Source organism: Mycolicibacterium madagascariense, from assembly GCF_010729665.1.
Taxonomy (GTDB): domain Bacteria; phylum Actinomycetota; class Actinomycetes; order Mycobacteriales; family Mycobacteriaceae; genus Mycobacterium; species Mycobacterium madagascariense.
The window spans coordinates 1,456,653-1,475,161 of the sequence record NZ_AP022610.1 but is presented as its reverse complement, the minus strand read 5'-3'; the positions used below and the strand labels follow the sequence as shown (position 1 = coordinate 1,475,161).

Annotated in this window: 16 protein-coding genes; 7 read left to right on the top strand and 9 right to left on the bottom strand. The window is 70.8% G+C overall.

From position 1 onward, the window contains the following. The first annotated feature begins 35 nt into the window (after nucleotides 1-35). The 6 genes from G6N60_RS06940 (at nucleotide 36) to G6N60_RS06915 (ending at nucleotide 8,453) form a co-directional block, all read left to right on the top strand. Nucleotides 36-728 (top strand): TetR/AcrR family transcriptional regulator C-terminal domain-containing protein, encoded by a 693-nt coding sequence (locus G6N60_RS06940; protein ID WP_163734402.1) that lies wholly within the window; start codon nucleotides 36-38, stop codon nucleotides 726-728. Nucleotides 729-737: 9 nt separating this feature from the next. Then, nucleotides 738-1,544 (top strand): SDR family oxidoreductase, encoded by an 807-nt coding sequence (locus G6N60_RS06935; RefSeq protein ID WP_163734398.1) that lies wholly within the window; start codon nucleotides 738-740, stop codon nucleotides 1,542-1,544. A 26-nt stretch (nucleotides 1,545-1,570) separates the two neighbouring features. Further along, the gene (locus G6N60_RS06930) at nucleotides 1,571-2,224 is read left to right on the top strand and encodes a TetR/AcrR family transcriptional regulator (RefSeq protein ID WP_163734394.1); all 654 of its coding nucleotides are present in this window, start codon (nucleotides 1,571-1,573) and stop codon (nucleotides 2,222-2,224) included. A gap of 41 nt (nucleotides 2,225-2,265) precedes the next feature. Then, nucleotides 2,266-6,801 carry an ATP-dependent helicase gene (locus G6N60_RS06925; protein WP_163734391.1) on the top strand — a complete coding sequence of 1,512 codons (4,536 nt, stop codon included), beginning with the start codon at nucleotides 2,266-2,268 and terminating at the stop codon, nucleotides 6,799-6,801. A 163-nt stretch (nucleotides 6,802-6,964) separates the two neighbouring features. Next, nucleotides 6,965-7,444 (top strand): (3R)-hydroxyacyl-ACP dehydratase subunit HadC, encoded by a 480-nt coding sequence (gene hadC, locus G6N60_RS06920; RefSeq protein WP_163734387.1) that lies wholly within the window; start codon nucleotides 6,965-6,967, stop codon nucleotides 7,442-7,444. A gap of 46 nt (nucleotides 7,445-7,490) precedes the next feature. Then, entirely contained in the window at nucleotides 7,491-8,453 is a 963-nt protein-coding gene (locus G6N60_RS06915; protein WP_163743577.1) for an SDR family NAD(P)-dependent oxidoreductase, read from the top strand. Here G6N60_RS06915 and G6N60_RS06910 read toward each other — a convergent pair. The 8 genes from G6N60_RS06910 to G6N60_RS06875 are packed head-to-tail and all read right to left on the bottom strand — an operon-like array spanning nucleotide 8,450 to nucleotide 15,869. Beyond that, nucleotides 8,450-9,538 carry an MSMEG_0565 family glycosyltransferase gene (locus tag G6N60_RS06910; RefSeq protein ID WP_163734384.1) on the bottom strand — a complete coding sequence of 363 codons (1,089 nt, stop codon included), beginning with the start codon at nucleotides 9,536-9,538 and terminating at the stop codon, nucleotides 8,450-8,452. The two genes, G6N60_RS06915 and G6N60_RS06910, sit on opposite strands and share 4 nt — an antisense overlap. A 2-nt stretch (nucleotides 9,539-9,540) precedes the next feature. Further along, the gene (locus G6N60_RS06905; protein WP_163734381.1) at nucleotides 9,541-10,380 is read right to left on the bottom strand and encodes a carbon-nitrogen hydrolase family protein; all 840 of its coding nucleotides are present in this window, start codon (nucleotides 10,378-10,380) and stop codon (nucleotides 9,541-9,543) included. Nucleotide 10,381: 1 nt separating this feature from the next. After that, on the bottom strand, nucleotides 10,382-11,785 hold the full coding sequence (locus tag G6N60_RS06900) for an MSMEG_0567/sll0787 family protein (RefSeq protein WP_163734378.1): 1,404 nt from the start codon (nucleotides 11,783-11,785) through the stop codon (nucleotides 10,382-10,384). Nucleotides 11,786-11,790: 5 nt separating this feature from the next. Next, on the bottom strand, nucleotides 11,791-12,846 hold the full coding sequence (locus G6N60_RS06895) for an MSMEG_0568 family radical SAM protein (protein WP_163734374.1): 1,056 nt from the start codon (nucleotides 12,844-12,846) through the stop codon (nucleotides 11,791-11,793). Between the two features lie 11 nt (nucleotides 12,847-12,857). After that, a complete protein-coding gene (locus G6N60_RS06890; protein ID WP_163734371.1) occupies nucleotides 12,858-14,174 on the bottom strand; it encodes an MSMEG_0569 family flavin-dependent oxidoreductase in 1,317 nt (438 codons plus the stop codon). Then, a complete protein-coding gene (locus G6N60_RS06885; RefSeq protein WP_163734368.1) occupies nucleotides 14,171-14,470 on the bottom strand; it encodes an MSMEG_0570 family nitrogen starvation response protein in 300 nt (99 codons plus the stop codon). The genes G6N60_RS06890 and G6N60_RS06885 overlap by 4 nt, the downstream gene beginning before the upstream one ends. Beyond that, nucleotides 14,463-15,344 (bottom strand): carbon-nitrogen hydrolase family protein, encoded by an 882-nt coding sequence (locus G6N60_RS06880; protein WP_163734365.1) that lies wholly within the window; start codon nucleotides 15,342-15,344, stop codon nucleotides 14,463-14,465. The genes G6N60_RS06885 and G6N60_RS06880 overlap by 8 nt, the downstream gene beginning before the upstream one ends. Before the next feature lie 3 nt (nucleotides 15,345-15,347). After that, the gene (locus G6N60_RS06875) at nucleotides 15,348-15,869 is read right to left on the bottom strand and encodes an MSMEG_0572/Sll0783 family nitrogen starvation response protein (protein ID WP_163734362.1); all 522 of its coding nucleotides are present in this window, start codon (nucleotides 15,867-15,869) and stop codon (nucleotides 15,348-15,350) included. 153 nt (nucleotides 15,870-16,022) lie between these two features. Here G6N60_RS06875 and nei2 point away from each other — a divergent pair, with 153 nt between their 5' ends. After that, the gene (gene nei2, locus G6N60_RS06870; protein WP_163734358.1) at nucleotides 16,023-16,793 is read left to right on the top strand and encodes an endonuclease VIII Nei2; all 771 of its coding nucleotides are present in this window, start codon (nucleotides 16,023-16,025) and stop codon (nucleotides 16,791-16,793) included. Nucleotides 16,794-16,800: 7 nt separating this feature from the next. Here nei2 and G6N60_RS06865 read toward each other — a convergent pair whose 3' ends face one another. Further along, complete coding sequence (locus G6N60_RS06865) at nucleotides 16,801-18,423, bottom strand: GMC oxidoreductase (protein WP_163734355.1); 1,623 nt, start codon at nucleotides 18,421-18,423, stop codon at nucleotides 16,801-16,803. Nucleotides 18,424-18,509 lie beyond the last annotated feature (86 nt).

Genomic DNA, 18,509 nt, shown 5'->3' with positions numbered 1-18,509 from the left:
CACTCCCGAACGGGAAAAAACATAGACTCCCGAGCGTGACCGTCGATTCGACGCATCGTCAGCGGGGCCGTCCACGTCGGCTCGACCGCGAGCGGATCGTGCTGGCCGCACGACGTCTGGCGCCGGAGGCAATGACGATGCAGGCCGTCGCCGAGGCGCTCGGGGTCGATCCGAAGGCACTGAACTACCACGTCGGCGACCGCGAGGGACTGCGCGCTCTGGTGGCCTTCGACGTGTTCGCCACCGAACTGCGCCGCGTCGAACTTCCCGCCGATGGCGACTGGCGACTGGTGGTGCGGTCCTACGCCGCGGCGCTGCGCGACGCGTTCATTCGGCTGGGAGTGCTGGCCACCTCGTTTCACCTGCCCGCCGCGAGTGGCCTCGGCGCGCTGGCCCCGGTCGAGCGCGTGCTTCGGTCGCTGCTCGACGCCGGCTTCGACGTCGAGCAGGCCGGCCGGGCACTGACGCTCATCACCGAGACGGCGTACACCGCGGGGCGGGCGGCGGTCCTCGTCGCCCAGAACCGCGTGCACCCGAACGTGCCCGAGGTGGTCAGCGCGCTGCAGGGCGCGGCATCCGACGACTTTCCCGTCCTGCGCGAGGTGCTCGCCTCCCGCGAGGGCCAGACCCCCGACCACGGCCAGCTCGAGTTCGATCTGACGGTCGTCATCGCCGGGTTGGAGCGGGTCCTGGCGCCGGAGGGCGGCGCGTCCACGCCCGTGCGGTAGACAGGGTCCATGCACATCACGGGCAGCGTCGCCGTCGTCACCGGGGCCGGTTCGGGAATCGGGCGGGCCATCGCCACGGCGCTGGCCGCCTCCGGCGCCTCCGTGGTGGCGGGCGACCTCGCCGCGACCGGTGTCGAGGAGACGGCCGCGAGCATCGTCGACGCGGGCGGCGCGGCGGTGGGAGTCGGCGCCGACGCCGCCACGACCGAGGGCATCGCCACGCTGATCGCTTGTGCGCGTGAACGATTCGGACCCGTCGACGTCTACGTCGCCAACGCCGGGATCATGGGCGCGCCGGGCCTCGGGGACGACGAGGCCGACTGGGACGCGATCATCGACGTGAACCTGCGCGCCCACGTGCGGGCGGCCAAGGCCCTGGTGCCGGAATGGCTGCAGCGGGGTGCGGGCCACTTCGTCGGCGTCGCGTCGGCCGCGGGGCTGCTGACCCAGCTCGGCGCCGCCGGCTACTCCGTGACCAAGCACGCGGCCGTCGGCTTCGCCGAATGGTTGTCGATCACTTACGGCGACAAGGGAATCGGCGTGTCGTGCGTCTGCCCGATGGGCGTCGACACGCCCCTGCTGAACGACGTCATCAACGCCGAGGACCCCACGGCGCGGATGGCGGGCGCGGCCGTCGCCGGGGCGGGCGAGATCATCGGACCCGATCGGGTCGCCGAACTGACGGTCCAGGCCATCGAGGACGGTCGGTTCCTGGTGCTGCCGCATCCGGCCGTCCTCGACATGTACCGCCACAAGGGCAGCGACTACGAGCGCTGGATCGCGGGCATGCGCCGCTACCAGGGCACGCTCGGCTGAGCGGACGCCCTCACTAGACTGCCGGGGTGGCCGACCAGGATGCCCTTCGCGCCCGCGGCGCGTCGTCCCGGCGGCGGCTGTCGCCGGAGGATCGGCGCAGCGAACTCTTGACGCTGGGCGCCGAGGTCTTCGGACAGCGGCCCTACGACGAGGTCCGCATCGACGAGATCGCCGAGCGCGCCGGAGTCTCGCGAGCCCTGATGTACCACTACTTCCCCGACAAGCGGGCGTTCTTCGCCGCCGTCGTGCGGGCCGAGGGCGAGCGGCTCTTCGCGGCCACCAACACTCCCCCGCAGCCCGGGCAGGGTCTCTTCGAGCAGATCCGCGCGGGCGTGCTGGCCTACCTGCACTACGACGAGGCGCATCCGCACGGCGCCTGGGCCGCTTACATGGGCATGGGCCGTTCGGACCCGGTGCTGCGCGGCATCGACGACGTCGACAACGACCGCCAGGCCAACCGCATCGTCGACCGCATCACCGGCGTGCTCGACGAGCCGCTCGACGCCGACGCTCGACGCGACCTGCGGGTGGTCGTCTACGGCTGGCTGGCCTTCACCTTCGAGATGTGCCGGCAGCGCGTCGTCGACCCGACGATCGATGCCGGCACCGTCGCCGACACGTGCGCCCACGCCCTGCTCGACGCCGTGGCCCGGATGCCGGGAATCCCCACGCCGCAGTAGACCCGGACGGGCTTGTCGGTGGGTGCGGGCAGTATGGCGGCATGGCCAGTCGCACCGCCCCACCCCTGGCCCGCTTCAGTGAGCTGACGCGGGAGTGGTTCACGGGGACGTTCTCCGCGCCGACGGCCGCCCAGACCGAGGCGTGGGAGGCCATCGCCAATGGCGAGAACACCCTGGTCGTGGCCCCGACGGGCTCCGGAAAGACCCTCGCCGCGTTCCTCTGGGCGATCGACCGGTTGGCCGCAGCCGAACCGCCGGAGGCCACCGGGTCGACGGGCAAGGGCACGAAGGTCCTCTACGTCTCCCCGCTCAAGGCGCTGGCCGTCGACGTCGAGCGCAACCTGAGCACGCCGCTGACGGGCATCGGCCGCGTCGCCCACCGCCGCGGCGTCCCTGCGCCCAGCATCACCGTCGGGGTCCGCTCCGGTGACACCCCGCCGAACCGCCGTCGCGAGATGATCGCCCGCCCGCCCGACATCCTCATCACCACCCCCGAGTCGCTGTTCCTCATGCTGACCTCGGCGGCGCGGGAGACGCTGGCCGAGGTGCGGACCGTGATCGTCGACGAGGTGCACGCCGTCGCGGCGACCAAGCGCGGCGCCCACCTCGCGCTGTCGCTGGAGCGGCTCGATCAGCTGCTGGACGTCCCGGCCCAGCGGATCGGCCTCTCGGCGACCGTGCGGCCGCCGGAGGAGGTGGCGAGGTTCCTGTCGGGCCAGGCGAAGACGACCATCGTGGCCCCGATGGCCGCCAAGACCTTCGACCTGTCGGTGCACGTGCCGGTGCCCGACATGGCCAACCTGGAGAACAACAGCATCTGGCCCGACGTCGAGGAACGCATCGTCGACCTCATCGAGTCGCACCGATCGTCGATCGTGTTCGCCAACTCGCGGCGGCTGGCCGAGCGACTCACCGCGCGCCTCAACGAGATTCACGCCGAACGCCTCGGCGGTGAGGTCACCGAGACCCCCAACCCGAAGGTGGGTGGCGGCGCGCCGGCACAGGTGATGGGCAGCGGCGTCGCCCTCGGCGCCGAGCCGCTGCTGGCCAAGGCGCATCACGGCTCGATCAGCAAGGAGCAGCGCGCGCTCGTCGAGGAGGACCTCAAGACCGGCAGGCTCAAGGCGGTCGTCGCCACCTCGAGCCTCGAACTCGGCATCGACATGGGCGCGGTGGACCTCGTCATCCAGGTGGAGTCGCCCCCCTCGGTCGCGAGCGGCCTGCAGCGCATCGGCCGCGCGGGCCACCAGGTCGGCGAGGTCAGCCAGGGAGTGCTGTTCCCCAAGCACCGCACCGATCTGATCGACTGCGCGGTCACGGTGCAGCGCATGCTGGCCGGCGAGATCGAGACCATGAAGGTGCCCACCAACCCGCTCGACGTCCTGGCACAGCACACCGTCGCCGCCGCAGCCCTCGAACCGCTCGACGCCGACCGCTGGTTCGACGCGATCCGGCGCAGCGCACCGTTCGCCACGCTGCCGCGCAGCGCGTTCGAGGCCACCCTCGACCTCCTGAGCGGGAAGTACCCCTCGACCGAGTTCGCCGAGCTGCGGCCACGGCTGGTGTACGACCGCGACGCGGGCACCCTCACCGCACGCCCCGGCGCCCAGCGGCTCGCAGTCACCTCCGGCGGTGCGATCCCCGACCGCGGTCTGTTCACGGTGTACCTGGCCTCGTCGGCGGACACCGACAAGCCTTCTCGCGTCGGCGAACTCGACGAAGAAATGGTCTACGAGTCGCGGCCGGGCGACGTCATCGCCCTCGGCGCGACCAGCTGGCGGATCACCGAGATCACCCACGACCGCGTGCTCGTCCTCCCGGCGCCGGGCCAGCCCGCCCGGCTGCCGTTCTGGCGCGGTGACAGCGTGGGCAGACCCGCGGAGCTCGGCGCCGCGATCGGCGAGTTCACCGGCGTGCTGGCCGGATTGGGCCGCCGCGAGTTCGACGAGCGCTGCCACACGATGGGCTTCAACGACTTCGCCACCGACAACCTGTGGCAACTCATCGCCGATCAGCGCGAGGCCACCGGGACCGTTCCCACCGACACCACGTTCATCGTCGAACGCTTCCGCGACGAGCTCGGCGACTGGCGGGTCATCCTGCACTCGCCCTACGGTCTGCGTGTGCATGGGCCGCTCGCGCTCGCGGTGGCCCGTCGGCTGCGGGAGCGCTACGGCATCGACGAGAAGCCGACCGCGTCCGACGACGGCATCATCGTGCGGCTGCCCGACACCGAGGACACACCCCCCGGCGCCGAACTGTTCGTCTTCGAGGCCGACGAGATCGACCCCATCGTCACCGACGAGGTCGGCGGCTCGGCGCTGTTCGCGGCCCGGTTCAGGGAGTGCGCGGCGCGCGCCCTGCTGCTGCCGCGGCGCCATCCGGGCAAGCGGTCCCCGCTGTGGCATCAGCGCCAGCGGGCCGCGCAGCTACTCGACATCGCGCGTAAGTACCCGGACTTCCCGATCGTGCTGGAGACCGTGCGGGAGTGCCTGCAGGACGTCTACGACGTGCCAATGCTGCGTGAGCTGATGAGTCGCGTGGCGCAGCGCAGCATTCGCATCCTCGAGGTGGAGACGCCCACGCCGTCGCCGTTCGCGGCCTCCCTGCTGTTCGGGTACGTGGGCGCCTTCATGTACGAGGGCGACAGCCCGCTGGCCGAGCGCAGGGCCGCGGCGCTGTCGCTGGACAGCACGCTGCTCGCCGAACTGCTGGGCCGCGTCGAATTGCGCGAGCTGCTCGACCAGCGCGTCATCGAGTCGACCGTCGCGCAGCTGCAGCACCTGGCCGAGGACAGGAAGGTGCGCGACGCCGAGGGTGTGGCCGACCTGCTGCGGATGCTCGGCCCGCTCACCGAAGACGAAGTGGCGCAACGGTCGACGGCCGACGACGTCAACGGCTGGCTGGAGGGGCTGTACGCGGCCCGGCGCGCTCTGACCGTCTCGTTCGCCGGGGCGATGTGGTGGGTGGCCATCGAGGACGTCGGGTTGTTGCGCGACGGCGTCGGCATCGCGGTGCCCGTCGGCGTCCCGGCCAGCTTCACCGAGACGGTGGCCGATCCACTCGGCGAACTGCTCGGCCGCTACGCCCGCACCCGCGGGCCATTCACCACCCGCGACGCCGCCGAGCGCTTCGGGTTGGGGTTGCGGGTGGCGGCCGACGTGCTGGGCCGGATGGCGGCCGACCGTCGGCTGGTGCGCGGCGAGTTCACCGTGCAGGACGTCGAACAGTGGTGTGACGCAGACGTTCTCAAGATCCTGCGACGCCGGTCGCTGGCCGCGCTGCGCGCCCAGGTCGAGCCCGTCAGCACGACCGCCTATGCGAGATTCCTGCCCGCCTGGCAGCAGGTCGGCACCGAGAAGAGCACCGGCGTCGACGGGCTCGCGTCGGTGATCGACCAGCTGGCGGGTGTGCCGATGCCGGCGTCGGCGATCGAGCCGCTGGTGTTCGCGCAGCGGGTGCGCAACTATCAGCCGGCGATGCTCGACGAGTTGCTGGCCTCGGGGGAGGTGACGTGGTCGGGCGCCGGGTCGATCAGCAGCGGTGACGGCTGGATCGCGTTCCACTCGGCCGAGACGGCGCCGCTGACGCTGGCCGCACCCGTCGAGATCGAGTTCACCGACGTCCACCGCGAGATCATGGCCACGCTCGGCCATGGCGGCGCGTACTTCTTCCGCCAGCTCACCGACGGCGCGGGTGTGGGCGATCCGACCTCGACGGTGAAACAGGCGCTGTGGGAACTGATTTGGGCCGGCTGGGTCACCGGTGACACCTTCGCCCCGGTGCGGGCGCTGCTCGCCGGCTCCGGCAAGCGCGGCGGCACGCACCGACAGCGACAGCGTCCGCCGCGGCTCAGTCGCTACAGCGTCGCCCATGCCCAGGCCAGGACGACCGATGCGACCGTGGCGGGCCGGTGGAGCGCGCTGCCACCACCGGAGCTGGATTCGACGATCAGGACCCACTTCACGGCCGAACTCCTCCTCAACCGGTACGGCGTGCTGACGAAGGGCTCGGCCGAGGGCGTGCCCGGTGGCTTCGCGATGCTCTACAAGGTGCTGACTGCGTTCGAAGACGTCGGCCGGTGTCAGCGGGGGTACTTCGTCGAGTCGCTGGGCGGCGCGCAGTTCGCGGTCGCCTCGACGGTCGACCGTCTGCGGACCTATCTCGACGGGGTGGACCAGCAGCGCCGCGACTATCACGCAGTGGTGCTCGCCGCGTCCGATCCAGCGAACCCGTACGGCGCTGCTCTCCCCTGGCCCACCGAAGCCGAGACGGGCCATCGGCCCGGGCGCAAGGCGGGTGCCCTCGTCGTCCTCGTCGACGGTGAGCTGACGTGGTTCCTCGAACGCGGTGGGCGTTCGCTGCTGTCGTTCACCATCGACGCGGAGGCCCACGCCGCGGCCGGCGTCGCGCTCGTCGAACTCGTCGGCTCGGGTCGCCTCCAGGCTCTGCTCGTCGAGCGCATCAACGGGGTACCGGTGCTGGACCCGGGGGCGGGGCCCGACCACGCGGCCGTCCACGACGCGCTCACCGGCAGCGGATTCTCCCGGACGCCGCGGGGTCTGCGACTGCGGTAGCTGCGCATCACCGCAGCTCACGCCCGTCCCGGGACGGCTCGAGGTGAGCTGCGCTAAAGAATTTGCTTCAATGGAATGACACGAAGGTGTTCGACCCAGACCCCGTCCTGCCCCCGACCCCGCCGGTCCGAGCATGTCCGGGTCTGCCCCCGGAGGTAGTTACATGGCTCTAAAAACCGACATCCGCAACATGGTCCACATTTACCCGGATTACTTCGAGGTGGGCCGCGAGAAGATCCGCGAGTACTCGAAGGCCGTCCAGTCCAGCGACGCCGCCAACTTCGACGAGAAGCCCGCCGCCGAGCTGGGCCACCCCGCGATCCTCGCGCCCCTGACCTTCACCGCGGTGTACGCACTCCTGGTCCAGCAGGACTTCTTCCGCACCGTCGACGTCGGCATCGAGACGATGAACATCGTGCAGGTCGATCAGCGGTTCATCTACCACAAGCCGATCTACGCCGGCGACAAGCTGTGGGCCCGCCTGGAGATCGACTCCGTGGACGAGCGGTTCGGCGCGGACATCGTCGTCACCAGGAACGTCTGCACCAACGACAAGGGTGAACTGGTCCTCGAGGCCTTCACCACGTTGATGGGCCAGCAGGCCGGAGAAACGGTCGCGATCGGCGGCCTCAGCACGCGCTGAGCACGTGACGGGGAACACTGCGGCGCCCGGCGTCGTTGGGCACGGCGTGACCACCGACCTGTTCACTACCCCGTTCGGCTTCGCCTCCACCGCCGCGGAGGTGCTCGCGGGCGTCGACCTGTCCGGCACCCGCGCCATCGTCACCGGGGCGTCCTCGGGCATCGGCGTCGAGACCGCGCGGGCGCTGGTCGGGGCGGGCGCCGACGTCACACTCGCGGTGCGGGACACCGCGGCGGGAGCCCGGGTGGCCGCGGATCTCAGCGACCGAGCCCCGGCCGACGGCCGCAGCGGAGCCGTCGACGTCGCCGCGCTGGACCTCGCCGACCCGGCCAGTGTCGCCGCCTTCGCGCGGGCCTGGCAGGGCCCGCTGCACATCCTCGTCAACAACGCCGGGGTGATGGCCATCCAGGAGCTGACCCTCTCGTCCGGCGGACACGAGATGCAGTTCGCGACGAACCACCTCGGTCACTTCGCCCTCGCCGTGGCGCTGCATGACGCGCTGGCGGCGGCAGGCGGCGCCCGGATCGTCTCGGTCAGCTCCGGCGGTCACCTGCGTTCACCGGTGGTGTTCGACGACATCGACTACGCCTTCCGCGACTACGACCCGTTCGGGGCCTACGGCCAGTCGAAGACCGCCAACGTCCTGTTCGCCGTGGAGGCCACCCGCCGCTGGGCCGACGACGGCATCCTCGCCAACGCCCTCATGCCGGGCGGCATCGATACCCCACTGCAGCGCCACCTGCCCTCGCACTACGCCGAGCAGGCCCTCGAGGCGTTCAAGGCGGGTGGCTCGAACTTCAAGACCGTCGAGCAGGGCGCCGCGACCTCCGTGCTGCTGGCCGCCTCGCCACTGCTCGACGGCATCGGCGGCCGCTACTTCGAGGACTGCCAGGAGGCCCGGCGCGTCGAGCGCCGCGGCGGTCCGGGCACCGGCGGTGTGGCGCCCTACGCGCTCGACCCCGCCAATGCCGAACGGCTGTGGGAGGTCTCGCTCTCGATGACGAGCTAGCGCGGCGTGGGGTTGGCCTCGTAGAACTCGACGTGCCGTCGCGCGGCCCGCTCCCACGTCAGCGATGCGGCCAGCGCCCGGCCCGGCCCGGGGTCACCGGCGGACTCGAGCTCGGCGCCCATGGCGGCGGCGAAACCGTCCGGCGTGGAAGCGTAGGAGACCGTGTCGCCGAACACCTCGCGCAGCACGGGGAGATCGCGCGTCACGACCGGCCGCCCGGCGGCCAGGGCCTCCATCGCGGCCAAGCCGAAGCCCTCCTTGGTCGACGGGAACGCGAATACCTCCGACGCGGCCATCAGCGTGGGCAGTTCGTCGTCCCCGACCGCCCCCAGGATGACCGGCTCGACCCCCAGGTCGGTGCAGCTGCGCTCGAATGCGGCGCGGTAGTCGCGGTAGTCGAACAGCGTCTCACCGCCCGCGATCACCAATCGCAGATCCGGAAACCGTTGTCGTAGAACATGATACGACTCGACGAGATCGATGGTGCCCTTGCGCGGCTCGATCCCGCCGACGGCCAGCACGTAGCGACCGAGGCGACGGCGCCAGGCATCCCGGCCCGGGCGGCCGGCCTCGGACGCCGCCTCGACGAACCGTTGCGCACGAACGCCGTTGGGGATCACCGTGGGGGTCAGACCCCAGCCGTCGCGGACCTCGGCGGCCACCGCGGCCGACACGCAGATGCGCGCGTACGGCTCGACCACGGCCTTCTCGTGACAGTCGGCCAGCACCGGCGTGGTGAACTCGTCGAGGTGGTGGATGGTGCGGATGCAGGGTCCCACGGCGTTGGCGCTGATGCAGTCCTGGGCGTGCGTGACGTCGTAGTCGGTCGGCCGAAAGGCGTCGCGCAGCAGGGTGATCGACCGCACGATGCGGTCCGTCACGGATTCCTCCCCGCGATCGGGGAAGTCGACCAGCGACACCGTTACGCGCGGGTCGACGTCGCGGAAGAAACCGCGATCACCCGCCCGCGCCAGCGACCACACGGTCACGTCGATGCCCGCCTCCGCGAGCGCCTCGGCCAGGTTGAGCGTGTGGACCACGCCGCCGCGGGGTTTGGTGGAGTAGGTCAGCAGGGCGACGCGCACGGTCAGTTCCCCGCCGTGGTGTGGTACGCATCGACCCGACGCTCGGCGAGATGGTTCAACACCTTTCGCGCCCGGGCGATCTCCGCGCCGACGTCGACGGTGACCTTGGCCAGGCCGCCCTTGGACCCGGTGTTGGCGAGCACGTCGCCACCGGGGCCGACGACCTTGGCCTGCCCGAGGAAGCGCAGTGCGCCCATGACGCCCGTCTGATTCGAGGACACCACGACCACCTGGTTCTCCGCGGCGCGGGCGCAGTCGTAGAGGTCGAACAACCGCGCCTGCCGGTCGGCGGGCAGCCGCGACGCGCGGTCGGTGACGCTGGCCGGCCACGCCGAGAGCGCCGCGATGACGTCCGCCCCGTCGAGGGCCAGCGCCCGTGCCGACTCGGGAAACGTCTTGTCGTAGTCGATGAGCATGCCGAGCCGTCCGACCGGCGTGTCGAAGGCGGTGAACGCGTCACCGGCCAAGTACGCCAACGACTCTCCCGCCGGTTGATGCACCTTGCGGTGGTGGCCGAGCACGCCGTCGCCGGTCACGCAGATCGCGGCGTTGTACCGACCCCCGACCGACTCCTCGGCGTAGCCGACGCACACCGTCATGGGACCGGCCGCGGCGATGACGGCCGCGATCTCCGGGCCGTTCGGGTCGAGCGCGGGCGGGCGGTCGTTCGGGTCGGGCGCTCGCAGGTCGCCGATGTAGCCGCCCAGGCAGGCATCGGGGAACACCAGGAGGTCGACGTCGTCGCGGGCCGCCGCGTCGATGATGCCGACGACCTTGCTGACGCCTCGGTCCACGTCGCGGCCGAAATGCGCGGCGACGGCGCCGATCGTGACGAGTCCCACGTCAGGCCCTGCCCAGTCCCGTCACGTCCGCGCTCACCGCCGTCGTCGCGACGCCGTCGGGCCACCGCAGCCGCACCCCGGGTTCGGCGCTCAGCAGACCGCACGCCGCGGTGGTCACCCCCGGCGGCGCCGGCGGGGCGACGGCCCCGACCCGGTCCGCGGTGAGCATCGCGTAGCCGGGGAAACAGGACAGCCATGCCCCCATCGCGGCGTCGGCGGGTCGCGGGATGCGCGCCACGTCGAGTTCGGCCCCCGTCCCGCTGGCCTCGGCGAGCATGCCCGCGGTGCCGACGACACCGGCCATGCTGACGTCCTTGGCGGCGCGCGGCGCCATGCGGGCGACCAGCGTGGCGAGCTGGGCGAGCTCGTCGGCGCTGCGGGCGCTGCTCGAATCCCATTGTCTGCCATGCTGTCCCGGCCGCCAGCCACCGGTGAGGTCGGCCGTTAGCCGGAGCGCGTCCCCGACCGCGCCGCCCCCGGCGCGGATCGGCTGCGTCGTCCGGCCGAACGCGGTGACGGCGAGCGAGGCGGGCACGCCGAGCTGGGTGTGGCCGCCGAGCACGGGCACCCGCCACGCCTGCGACGCCCGCGCGATCCCCCGCACGATGCGCGTCAGCAGCGAACGGGTGGGCGCTCCCACGGCGTCCAGCAGCCCGGTCGGCGCGGCGCCCATCGCCGTCAGGTCGTTGACGTTGACGAGCACCGAACACCACCCCGCCCATTCCGGATCGCGCTCCACCATGGACGGGATGATCGCATCGCACGCGGCGATCACGTCGCTGCCGGGCAGCGGCACGCCGTCGTCACCGACGAAACCGGCGGGGCCGAGCCCACCGGCCACGTCGCGCAGCGGCGCCAGCGCGTCGCCGAGGAACGACTTGGTCGCATCGGTCAGGCGCTGCATCTGGTGCAGTGGCCAGCGCATCAGCGCGTGCGGCCGACCCGCGATCGGGCAGTCGCCGTGGTCCTCCCAGCCCAGCGCCGTGAACATCGGCGCGTACCGGCGCTGCACGGCGGCCTCGAAGCGCAGCACGCCCGCGGACTCCGCGTGCGCGCACGCCGCGCGGACGAGCGCAGGCCCGACGCCCGACGACCGGGCCGCCTCGACGGTGACGAGCCGACTGCCCGTCCACCAACCGAGGTCGGGATCGCATCTCGGCGCGAGGCGGACACCGCCGAGCACCGTGCCGTTCGGAGCGGTCGCGACGAGCACCACGGTGCGCGGGTCGTCGTCGACGTCGTCGGCGTCGGAGTGCGCGAAGAGGTGTTGGCCGAGCACGAATTCGTCGTGCCGCAGCGCCCGGTAGGCCGCGAGGTCGGCAGCGCTCTCGGCCCGGCGGATCAGGAAGCCCGCTGCGGGCGCGGCGTGGGAGCGAGTGCCCGCGAGGATCGACAGCGCGTCCATGCCCGTCAGCCGCCGACGCTTTGCAGCACGCCGCAGGCACCGCACGCCGCACAGCCCGCCTTCTGGTCGGCACCGGCCATGCCGGCCCGCCGCAGCGCGGCGGCCACCTCGCGCGACACCTTCTCCACGGTCGCGGCGTCGGGTGCCGTCGCGCCGTCGACGTCGACCGCCAGCGTGCCGGGGTGCGGGCGGAACGGCACCACGAACGGATAGACGCCCAGGTCGATGAGTTCGGCGGCACCGGCGACCAGCTCCTCGGGATCCTCGCCGAGTCCCACCAGGAGGTACGTCGAGACCTGGTTGCGGCCGAAGACCCGCACCGCCTCCCGCCACGCCTCGCGGTAGCGAGCCAGCGGCACGGTGGCCTTGCCGGGCATCCACCGGCGGCGCACGTCGTCGTCGAGCGACTCGACGTGGATGCCGATCGCGTCGGCACCCGCGTCGCGCAGTTCGGTGAGCACGGACAGGTCGGCGGGCGGCTCGCACTGCACCTGGATGGGCAGGTCGGGCACCACGGCCTTGACCGCCCGGACGCAGCGCGCGAGATGTCGTGCGCCGCGGTCGCTTCCGGCCGACGTCCCGGTCGTCATGACCATGCTGGCGACGCCGTCGAGTCGCACCGCGGCCTCGGCCACCTCGGCGAGTTCACCAGGTCGCTTGACGGCGGTCGTGGCACCCGATCGCAGCGACTCCTCGATCGAGCAGAATCGGCAGCGCTCTTCGACGCCGTAGCGGATGCACGTCTGAACGACGGTGGTGGCGAGCACGTTTCGGCCGTGCAGGCGCGCGATTCGGTCGTAGCCGACGCCCTCTGCGGTCTGCAGATCGTAGAACCGCGGCCGGTCGATGACGTCGACGTCGAGGCCGGAGTCCTCGCCGTCGAGTAGCACGCGGCTGCCGTCGAAGACGAAGGGGCTCTTGGGATTCAACGGGATGGCGGCGGCCCGGCCGTCGATCATCAGGTGACCGTCGGCGCTGGGACCGGCTCCGGCGCTGCGGTTCACGGGCGGACGGCCGCGAATTCCCAAGAGGGTGAGGTCGACACGGGTCGAGACGGACACGAGGGCTCCTCTCAGCGGGCCACGGCCAGGCCGTGGCGAGCGCTCGCGCGGGGAGCCGACGGCTCCGGCGCGTTCGGGCGGAGATCGTCGATGATCGTCTCGCTGATGTGCCTGGCGTCGCGGTCGATGCCGAGGAACCGGCCCGATCCCCAGGTGTGCATCCACGGCAGGCCGACGAACGTCAGCCCGGCGACCCCGGTGACGCCGCGGTTCTGCATGGGACGTCCGGCGCCGTCGAAGGCACTGGCCTCGATCCACCGGTAGTCGGGCCGGTACCCGATCGCCCAGACGATGCTGGTGACGCCCGCGGCGGTCAGGTCGAGTTCGGTGACCTCGGCGTCGGGCTCCCACACCGGCGCGTACCTGGTGGGCGACGGGGCGTGCAGCCCTTCGCGTTCGATGAAGGCGTCGATGTCCGCGCAGATCGAGTCGTACACGGCGTCAGCCGCATTGAGTGCGTCGCGCAGGGACGGTGCGAACGCGAGCCGCGTGTCCTTGCCGTCGGTGAGCGTGCCGTACAGCTGCATGCCCTCGACGGCGAAGCGACGTAGGTCGATGTCGCGTCCGCCGTCGCGGCCGGTGACGTAGTGGTTGGTCTTCTCGATCGCCGCCTTGCCGCCCGGATATTCGGGCACGGCCTTGTCGTAGAGACCCATGTCTGCCAGCCACGTCATGCAGTCCCGGCCGCGGTAGGTCCGCGCGACGCGCGGCGCGCTGCCGACCGCGAGGTGCACCTGCCGGCCCGCCAGGTGCAGGTCCTCGGCGATCTGCGCCCCCGATTGACCGGTGCCCACCACCAGGACGGCGCCGTCGGGCAGTTGGTCGGCATTGCGGTACTGCTCGGAGTGCAGCTGCGTGACGGCCGGATCCAGCGCGCCCGCGAACGCGGGCAGTACCGGGATGGGATAGCCACCGGTGGCGACGACCGCGTGGTCGCAGGTCAGCGTCTCCTCACCGGTCTCGGTCGCCAGTGTCAGCGCGAAACCGCCTGCGGGGAGGGGTCGCAACCTCGTCACCCTGGTGTGGGTGCGCAGCGGCGGGTCGAAGGTGTCCAGCCACCCGGCCAGCCACTCGACGACCTCGTCCCGCGTCATGAAGCCGTCCGGGTCGTCCCCGTCGTAGTGGTAGCCGGGCAGCCTGCAGTGCCAGTTGGGCGTCACCAACGTGAAGTTGTCCCAACGGGTGTCGGCCCACGCGTGCACCGGGGTGTGCGCCTCGAGGACGACGTGGTCGATGCCCGCCCGTCCGAGATACCAGCTCACCGACAGCCCGGCCTGGCCGCCACCGATGATGGCGACGGTGACGTGGGCCGTCTCGGTATCGGTCATGACGAGGCCTCCAGGGCCGGCTGCATCGCCAGCACGCCCACCATCGCCGACGGGTCGAATCGCGTTGCGGCGGAGACGATCTCCTGCCTCGTCGAGGCGGCCGAGCTGCAGGCGAAGCCGTACTTCGCCCGGACCCGATCACTGGCCTCCTGGAGGGCACGGCCGCATCGGTCGACGAATTCGGTGACGGTGTACTGCGATCCGGTGCTCAGGTAGTCGTGCATCACCAGACTCGGCGAATGGCAGCGCTGCACGCGCCCGTCGGGCCACTGCACGTCGAACGTCATCTCAGGCATGGGCGAGGTCACTCCCCCACGCCTCGGTCACCGGGCCGTACACGTCGGGGCGGCGGTCGCGCAGGTGGAACATGCCCGCCCGCATGGCCCGGAACGTGCCGTCGACGTCGACCTCCGCGACCGCCATTCCACTGCCGAGAAGCGTTGACGCCAAGGTGTTTCCGCCCGGATCGACGACCTTGGCGTTGCCGACGTAGCGCAGCGAGCCGAAGGTGCCGCTCTGGTTGGAGGCGATCCAGAACACCTGATTGTCCAGCGCGCGTGCCGCGTCGAACAGGTTGAACCGGTAGGTCCACCGGTCGTCCTGCAGGTTCTCGGCGGTGGCGGTGCGGGCCGCCGGCCACGCCGAGAGGCTGGCGATGATGTGCGCGCCCTTGAGCGCCATGATGCGCGCGGCCTCGGGGAAGGCCTTGTCGTAGCAGATCTGCAGACCCACGCGCCCGACGGGCGTGTCGAACACGTCGTACGCCGATCCCGGTGAGTAGGACATGCCCTCCCCCAGCGGCTGGTGCACCTTGCGATAGGTGCCGTACACCCGGTTCCCGTCGAGCACGGCGGCGGCGTTGTAGCGCGTCTCGCCGTCGTCGTCGAGCTCGCAGAAACCGATGGCGATCAACAGGTCGCCGACGATCTGCTGGACCCTGGCGATCTCGGGCCCGTCGACGCGGATCGCCGGCGGCAGTGACGTCGACGTCGTCTTCACCGTGTCACCGTGGTTGCCCAGCGACGACAGGTAGCCGCCGATCGCGGCCTCGGGCAGGACCATGAAGTCGACGCCCGCGTCGCGGGCCTGCCGGGTCAGCGACTCGATCAGCGCGTAGTTCTGCTCCAGGTCGCGGGTGAAGTTGGCGGCGACGGCCGCGAGTCTCGTCATGACCTAGACCATGTAGGTGGAGTTGATGATGGCGCCCTTGCGGGCGAAGTAGATGAGCGCGTCCTGCACGTCGAGCGGATGGCAGGGGATGACGCCCTCGATGAGGTCCTCCTCGCGGCCGCCGTGCAACGCCAAGCCGAAGCGGCAGCAGAACACCGTGCCGCCCTCGCCGATGAACGTCGCGAGGGAGTCGTTGATGTTCTGCTCGCCGGGGAAGCCGGAGTCACCGGTCTTGGGAAATCCGCGCGTCGCCAGGCAGTTGATGGAACCCGGGCCGTAGAAGTACAGCACCGACTCGAAGCCCTTGCGCAGCGCCCTGGTGGCCTGCAGCACGGCGACGAAGCTGACCGAGGACTCGTGCGCGATGCCGTGCACCAGCGTGAAGTAGCTCTCGCCGTCCTCGGCCTGGTAGTCGGGGAAGATCTTGGTGCCGCCGTAGATGGTGGATCCCTTCGGCAGCGAGGGATGCGGGATCTCGGCGACCGAGGTCTTGATGTTCTCGGCGATCGATTCGTCAAACGGCATGCCCGGCTCCAGTTTTCGTGGGTGGTCTTCATGGGTGGATGGCTCCTGCCCATCAAAGGAGGTGGGTGTTTCCGGATGGTCATCGCCGGAATACGTTTCGGTTATGCGGAGCTCACCGCCGTCACCTCGGCGTAACACGGGTAGGTTGGGGGCATGCCAGAGGGTGACACCGTCTACCGGACGGCGACCAAGCTCCGGGAGGCCCTGGCGGGCAAGACGCTCGTGCGCTGTGACGTCCGGGTGCCCAAGTTCGCCACCGTGGACCTGACGGGCAGCGTCGTCGACGAGGTGCTCAGCCGCGGCAAGCACCTGTTCATCCGGGTGGGCGACGCCAGCATCCATTCGCACCTCAAGATGGACGGCGCCTGGCTGCTCGGCGGTCAGATCCGCCGGGTGCAGCCGCACAAGGTGCGAATCATCCTGGAAACGGCCGACTCCCGGGCCGCCGGCATCGATCTGGGCGTGCTGGAGATCCTGCCCCGGGACACCGACCTGGACGTCGTGGCCCACCTCGGCCCCGACCTGCTCGGCGAGGACTGGGAGCCGCGGACGGCGGCGACCAATCTGATGGCCGATCCGGACCGGCCGTTGTCCGAGGCGCTGCTCGACCAACGGAACCTGGCCGGCGTGGGCAACGTCTACGCGAACGAGTTGTGCTTCGTGCTCGGTCGGCTACCCAGTTCGCCGGTGAGCGCTGTCAAGGATCCGCTGCGGGTCGTGCAGCGGGCGCGAGACATGCTGTGGCTGAACCGTTCTCGCGTCAATCGCACGACGACCGGCAACACCAGGTCGGGCAGCGACCTCTGGGTGTACGGCCGGGTGGGACGCCCGTGCCGTCGGTGCGGCACGACCATCGAGTCCGACCGCGACCAGGTCGTCGGCACGGAGCGAATCTCGTTCTGGTGCCCCAACTGTCAGACCTAGCGACGCCTCACTTGCGTCCCTGCAGAATGCCCTCGATGTTGCGCTCGGCCAGCGCGGTGATCGACATGTACGGGTTGCACCCCAGGTATCCGGGGAACAGCGACGCGTCGTTGACGAAGAGATTGTCATAGCCGTTGACCCGTCCGAAGCCGTCGGTCGCGACACCGCGCACGCACCCGCCCAGCGGGTGCACGGTATTGGGCGCGAAGACCTGCCCGTCGAACACGTCGTCGCGGTAGTCAACGCCGTTGGCCTGAGTCACCTTGTCGAACACCGTCTTGGCGCGGTCCACCAGGTGATCGGTGTACTCCTGGGGCCAGAGGATGCTGATCGCATCGGTCTTGGCGTCGTAGGCGAGGTCCGCCCGGTCACCGGTCTTCACCATGACGTAGTAGGCCAGCGTGTGGGTCTCCAGCGGCAGCGGGATCGAGAACATGCTGGCGTACACCGGATTGTCGGGGTCGTCGCGGCCGTCGATGTTGATCATCCCCAGCAGCGACTGCTCGGTGCCCGCCGGGTCGCTGTCCTGTAGTCGGTGGGCGACCATCACGTCGCCGTTGTTGCCGTAGCCGCGGCCGATCTCCGGACTGAGGTCGTGCAGCCCCCCGGTTTCCCTGGCGCGCATCAGGATCTGGTTGGTGCCGAGCACGCCGGCGCTGAGAAACAGCTTGTCGCAACCGATTTCGCGACGGCCGAGCTCCTTGCCCCACCGGTCGATCTCGCGGGTGGACACCACGTACTCGCCGGAGGGCTCGCGGCGGATCCCGGTCACCTCGGTCAGCGGACGCAGCGTGACCTTGCCCGTCGCCAACGCGGCCGGCACGTAGGTGGCGTCGACGCTGCCGAACCTGCCGTAGTTGTTGCCGTACTGGCATTCCAGGGCGAGGGCCGAGCGGGGCACCGTGCCCGCCTCCTCCTGCTTCATGTAGTCGAACGAATAGGCGCTGCCGTTGTAGTCGACGTTGTAGCCGGCCGCCGCCGCGTACTGCCGTCCGGTACGGGCGTACTGGAACCAGGGCGTCTGCTCGAACCAGTCCATGTCGCGGTAGCTGATCTTGAGCATGTCGGTGGCGCGCGGAATGTAGGTGTTGAGGAACTCGCCGGGGTCGATGTCGGGGAAGGCCTCCTGCACCTGACCCTGGGTGGGGATGGCCGCGATCGCGGCGTTGACGAGCGACCCGCCTCCGACGGCGATGCCGCGAAACACGTTGTGGGCGCCGTAGGTGACCTTCTCGCAAATCCCCGCCTGCACCGGGGTCGGCGAGGGCACCTTCTTCACGACGTCCTCGATCGAGATGCCCTGGAAGCTGGGGACCAGGCATGGCGGCACCGCGCCGAACCACGTGGCACGGTTGTCCGGCGGCAGCATCTTCGAGAACCGCTTGCCGTCGTCGTCGGGGGTGTCCCAGTGCCTGCCCTTCTCCAGGATCAGCGTGTCGATGCCGGCCTGGCCGAGCCGCAACGCCGACACGCCGCCGCCGTAACCGCTGCCGACCACGATGGCGGTGTGGTGGTCCCGCGGCGCGGCCGCCGGCTGATCACGGGTCCCACTGCAGGCCACGGCGCCGATGCCGGCCCCGACGGCGGCCGCGGCGCCATAGAGGAACTGCCGTCGCGAGTAGGGGCTCATGCGAAACTCAGCGCGGCGCGCGGACTTTGATCTTGAGCACTGCTGCCGCAATGGCGCTCCGGGGAGCTTCGGAATCGAATGCCTAC

What these genes read in the sequence shown, in the direction of transcription:
- G6N60_RS06935 (WP_163734398.1), top strand. Translation starts at nt 738, where the DNA reads ATGCACATCACGGGCAGCGTCGCCGTCGTCACCGGGGCCGGTTCGGGA.
- G6N60_RS06925 (WP_163734391.1), top strand. Translation starts at nt 2,266, where the DNA reads ATGGCCAGTCGCACCGCCCCACCCCTGGCCCGCTTCAGTGAGCTGACG.
- hadC (WP_163734387.1), top strand. Translation starts at nt 6,965, where the DNA reads ATGGCTCTAAAAACCGACATCCGCAACATGGTCCACATTTACCCGGAT.
- G6N60_RS06900 (WP_163734378.1), bottom strand. Translation starts at nt 11,785, where the DNA reads ATGGACGCGCTGTCGATCCTCGCGGGCACTCGCTCCCACGCCGCGCCC.
- G6N60_RS06890 (WP_163734371.1), bottom strand. Translation starts at nt 14,174, where the DNA reads ATGACCGATACCGAGACGGCCCACGTCACCGTCGCCATCATCGGTGGC.
- G6N60_RS06885 (WP_163734368.1), bottom strand. Translation starts at nt 14,470, where the DNA reads ATGCCTGAGATGACGTTCGACGTGCAGTGGCCCGACGGGCGCGTGCAG.
- G6N60_RS06880 (WP_163734365.1), bottom strand. Translation starts at nt 15,344, where the DNA reads ATGACGAGACTCGCGGCCGTCGCCGCCAACTTCACCCGCGACCTGGAG.
- G6N60_RS06875 (WP_163734362.1), bottom strand. Translation starts at nt 15,869, where the DNA reads ATGCCGTTTGACGAATCGATCGCCGAGAACATCAAGACCTCGGTCGCC.
- nei2 (WP_163734358.1), top strand. Translation starts at nt 16,023, where the DNA reads ATGCCAGAGGGTGACACCGTCTACCGGACGGCGACCAAGCTCCGGGAG.
- G6N60_RS06865 (WP_163734355.1), bottom strand. Translation starts at nt 18,423, where the DNA reads ATGAGCCCCTACTCGCGACGGCAGTTCCTCTATGGCGCCGCGGCCGCC.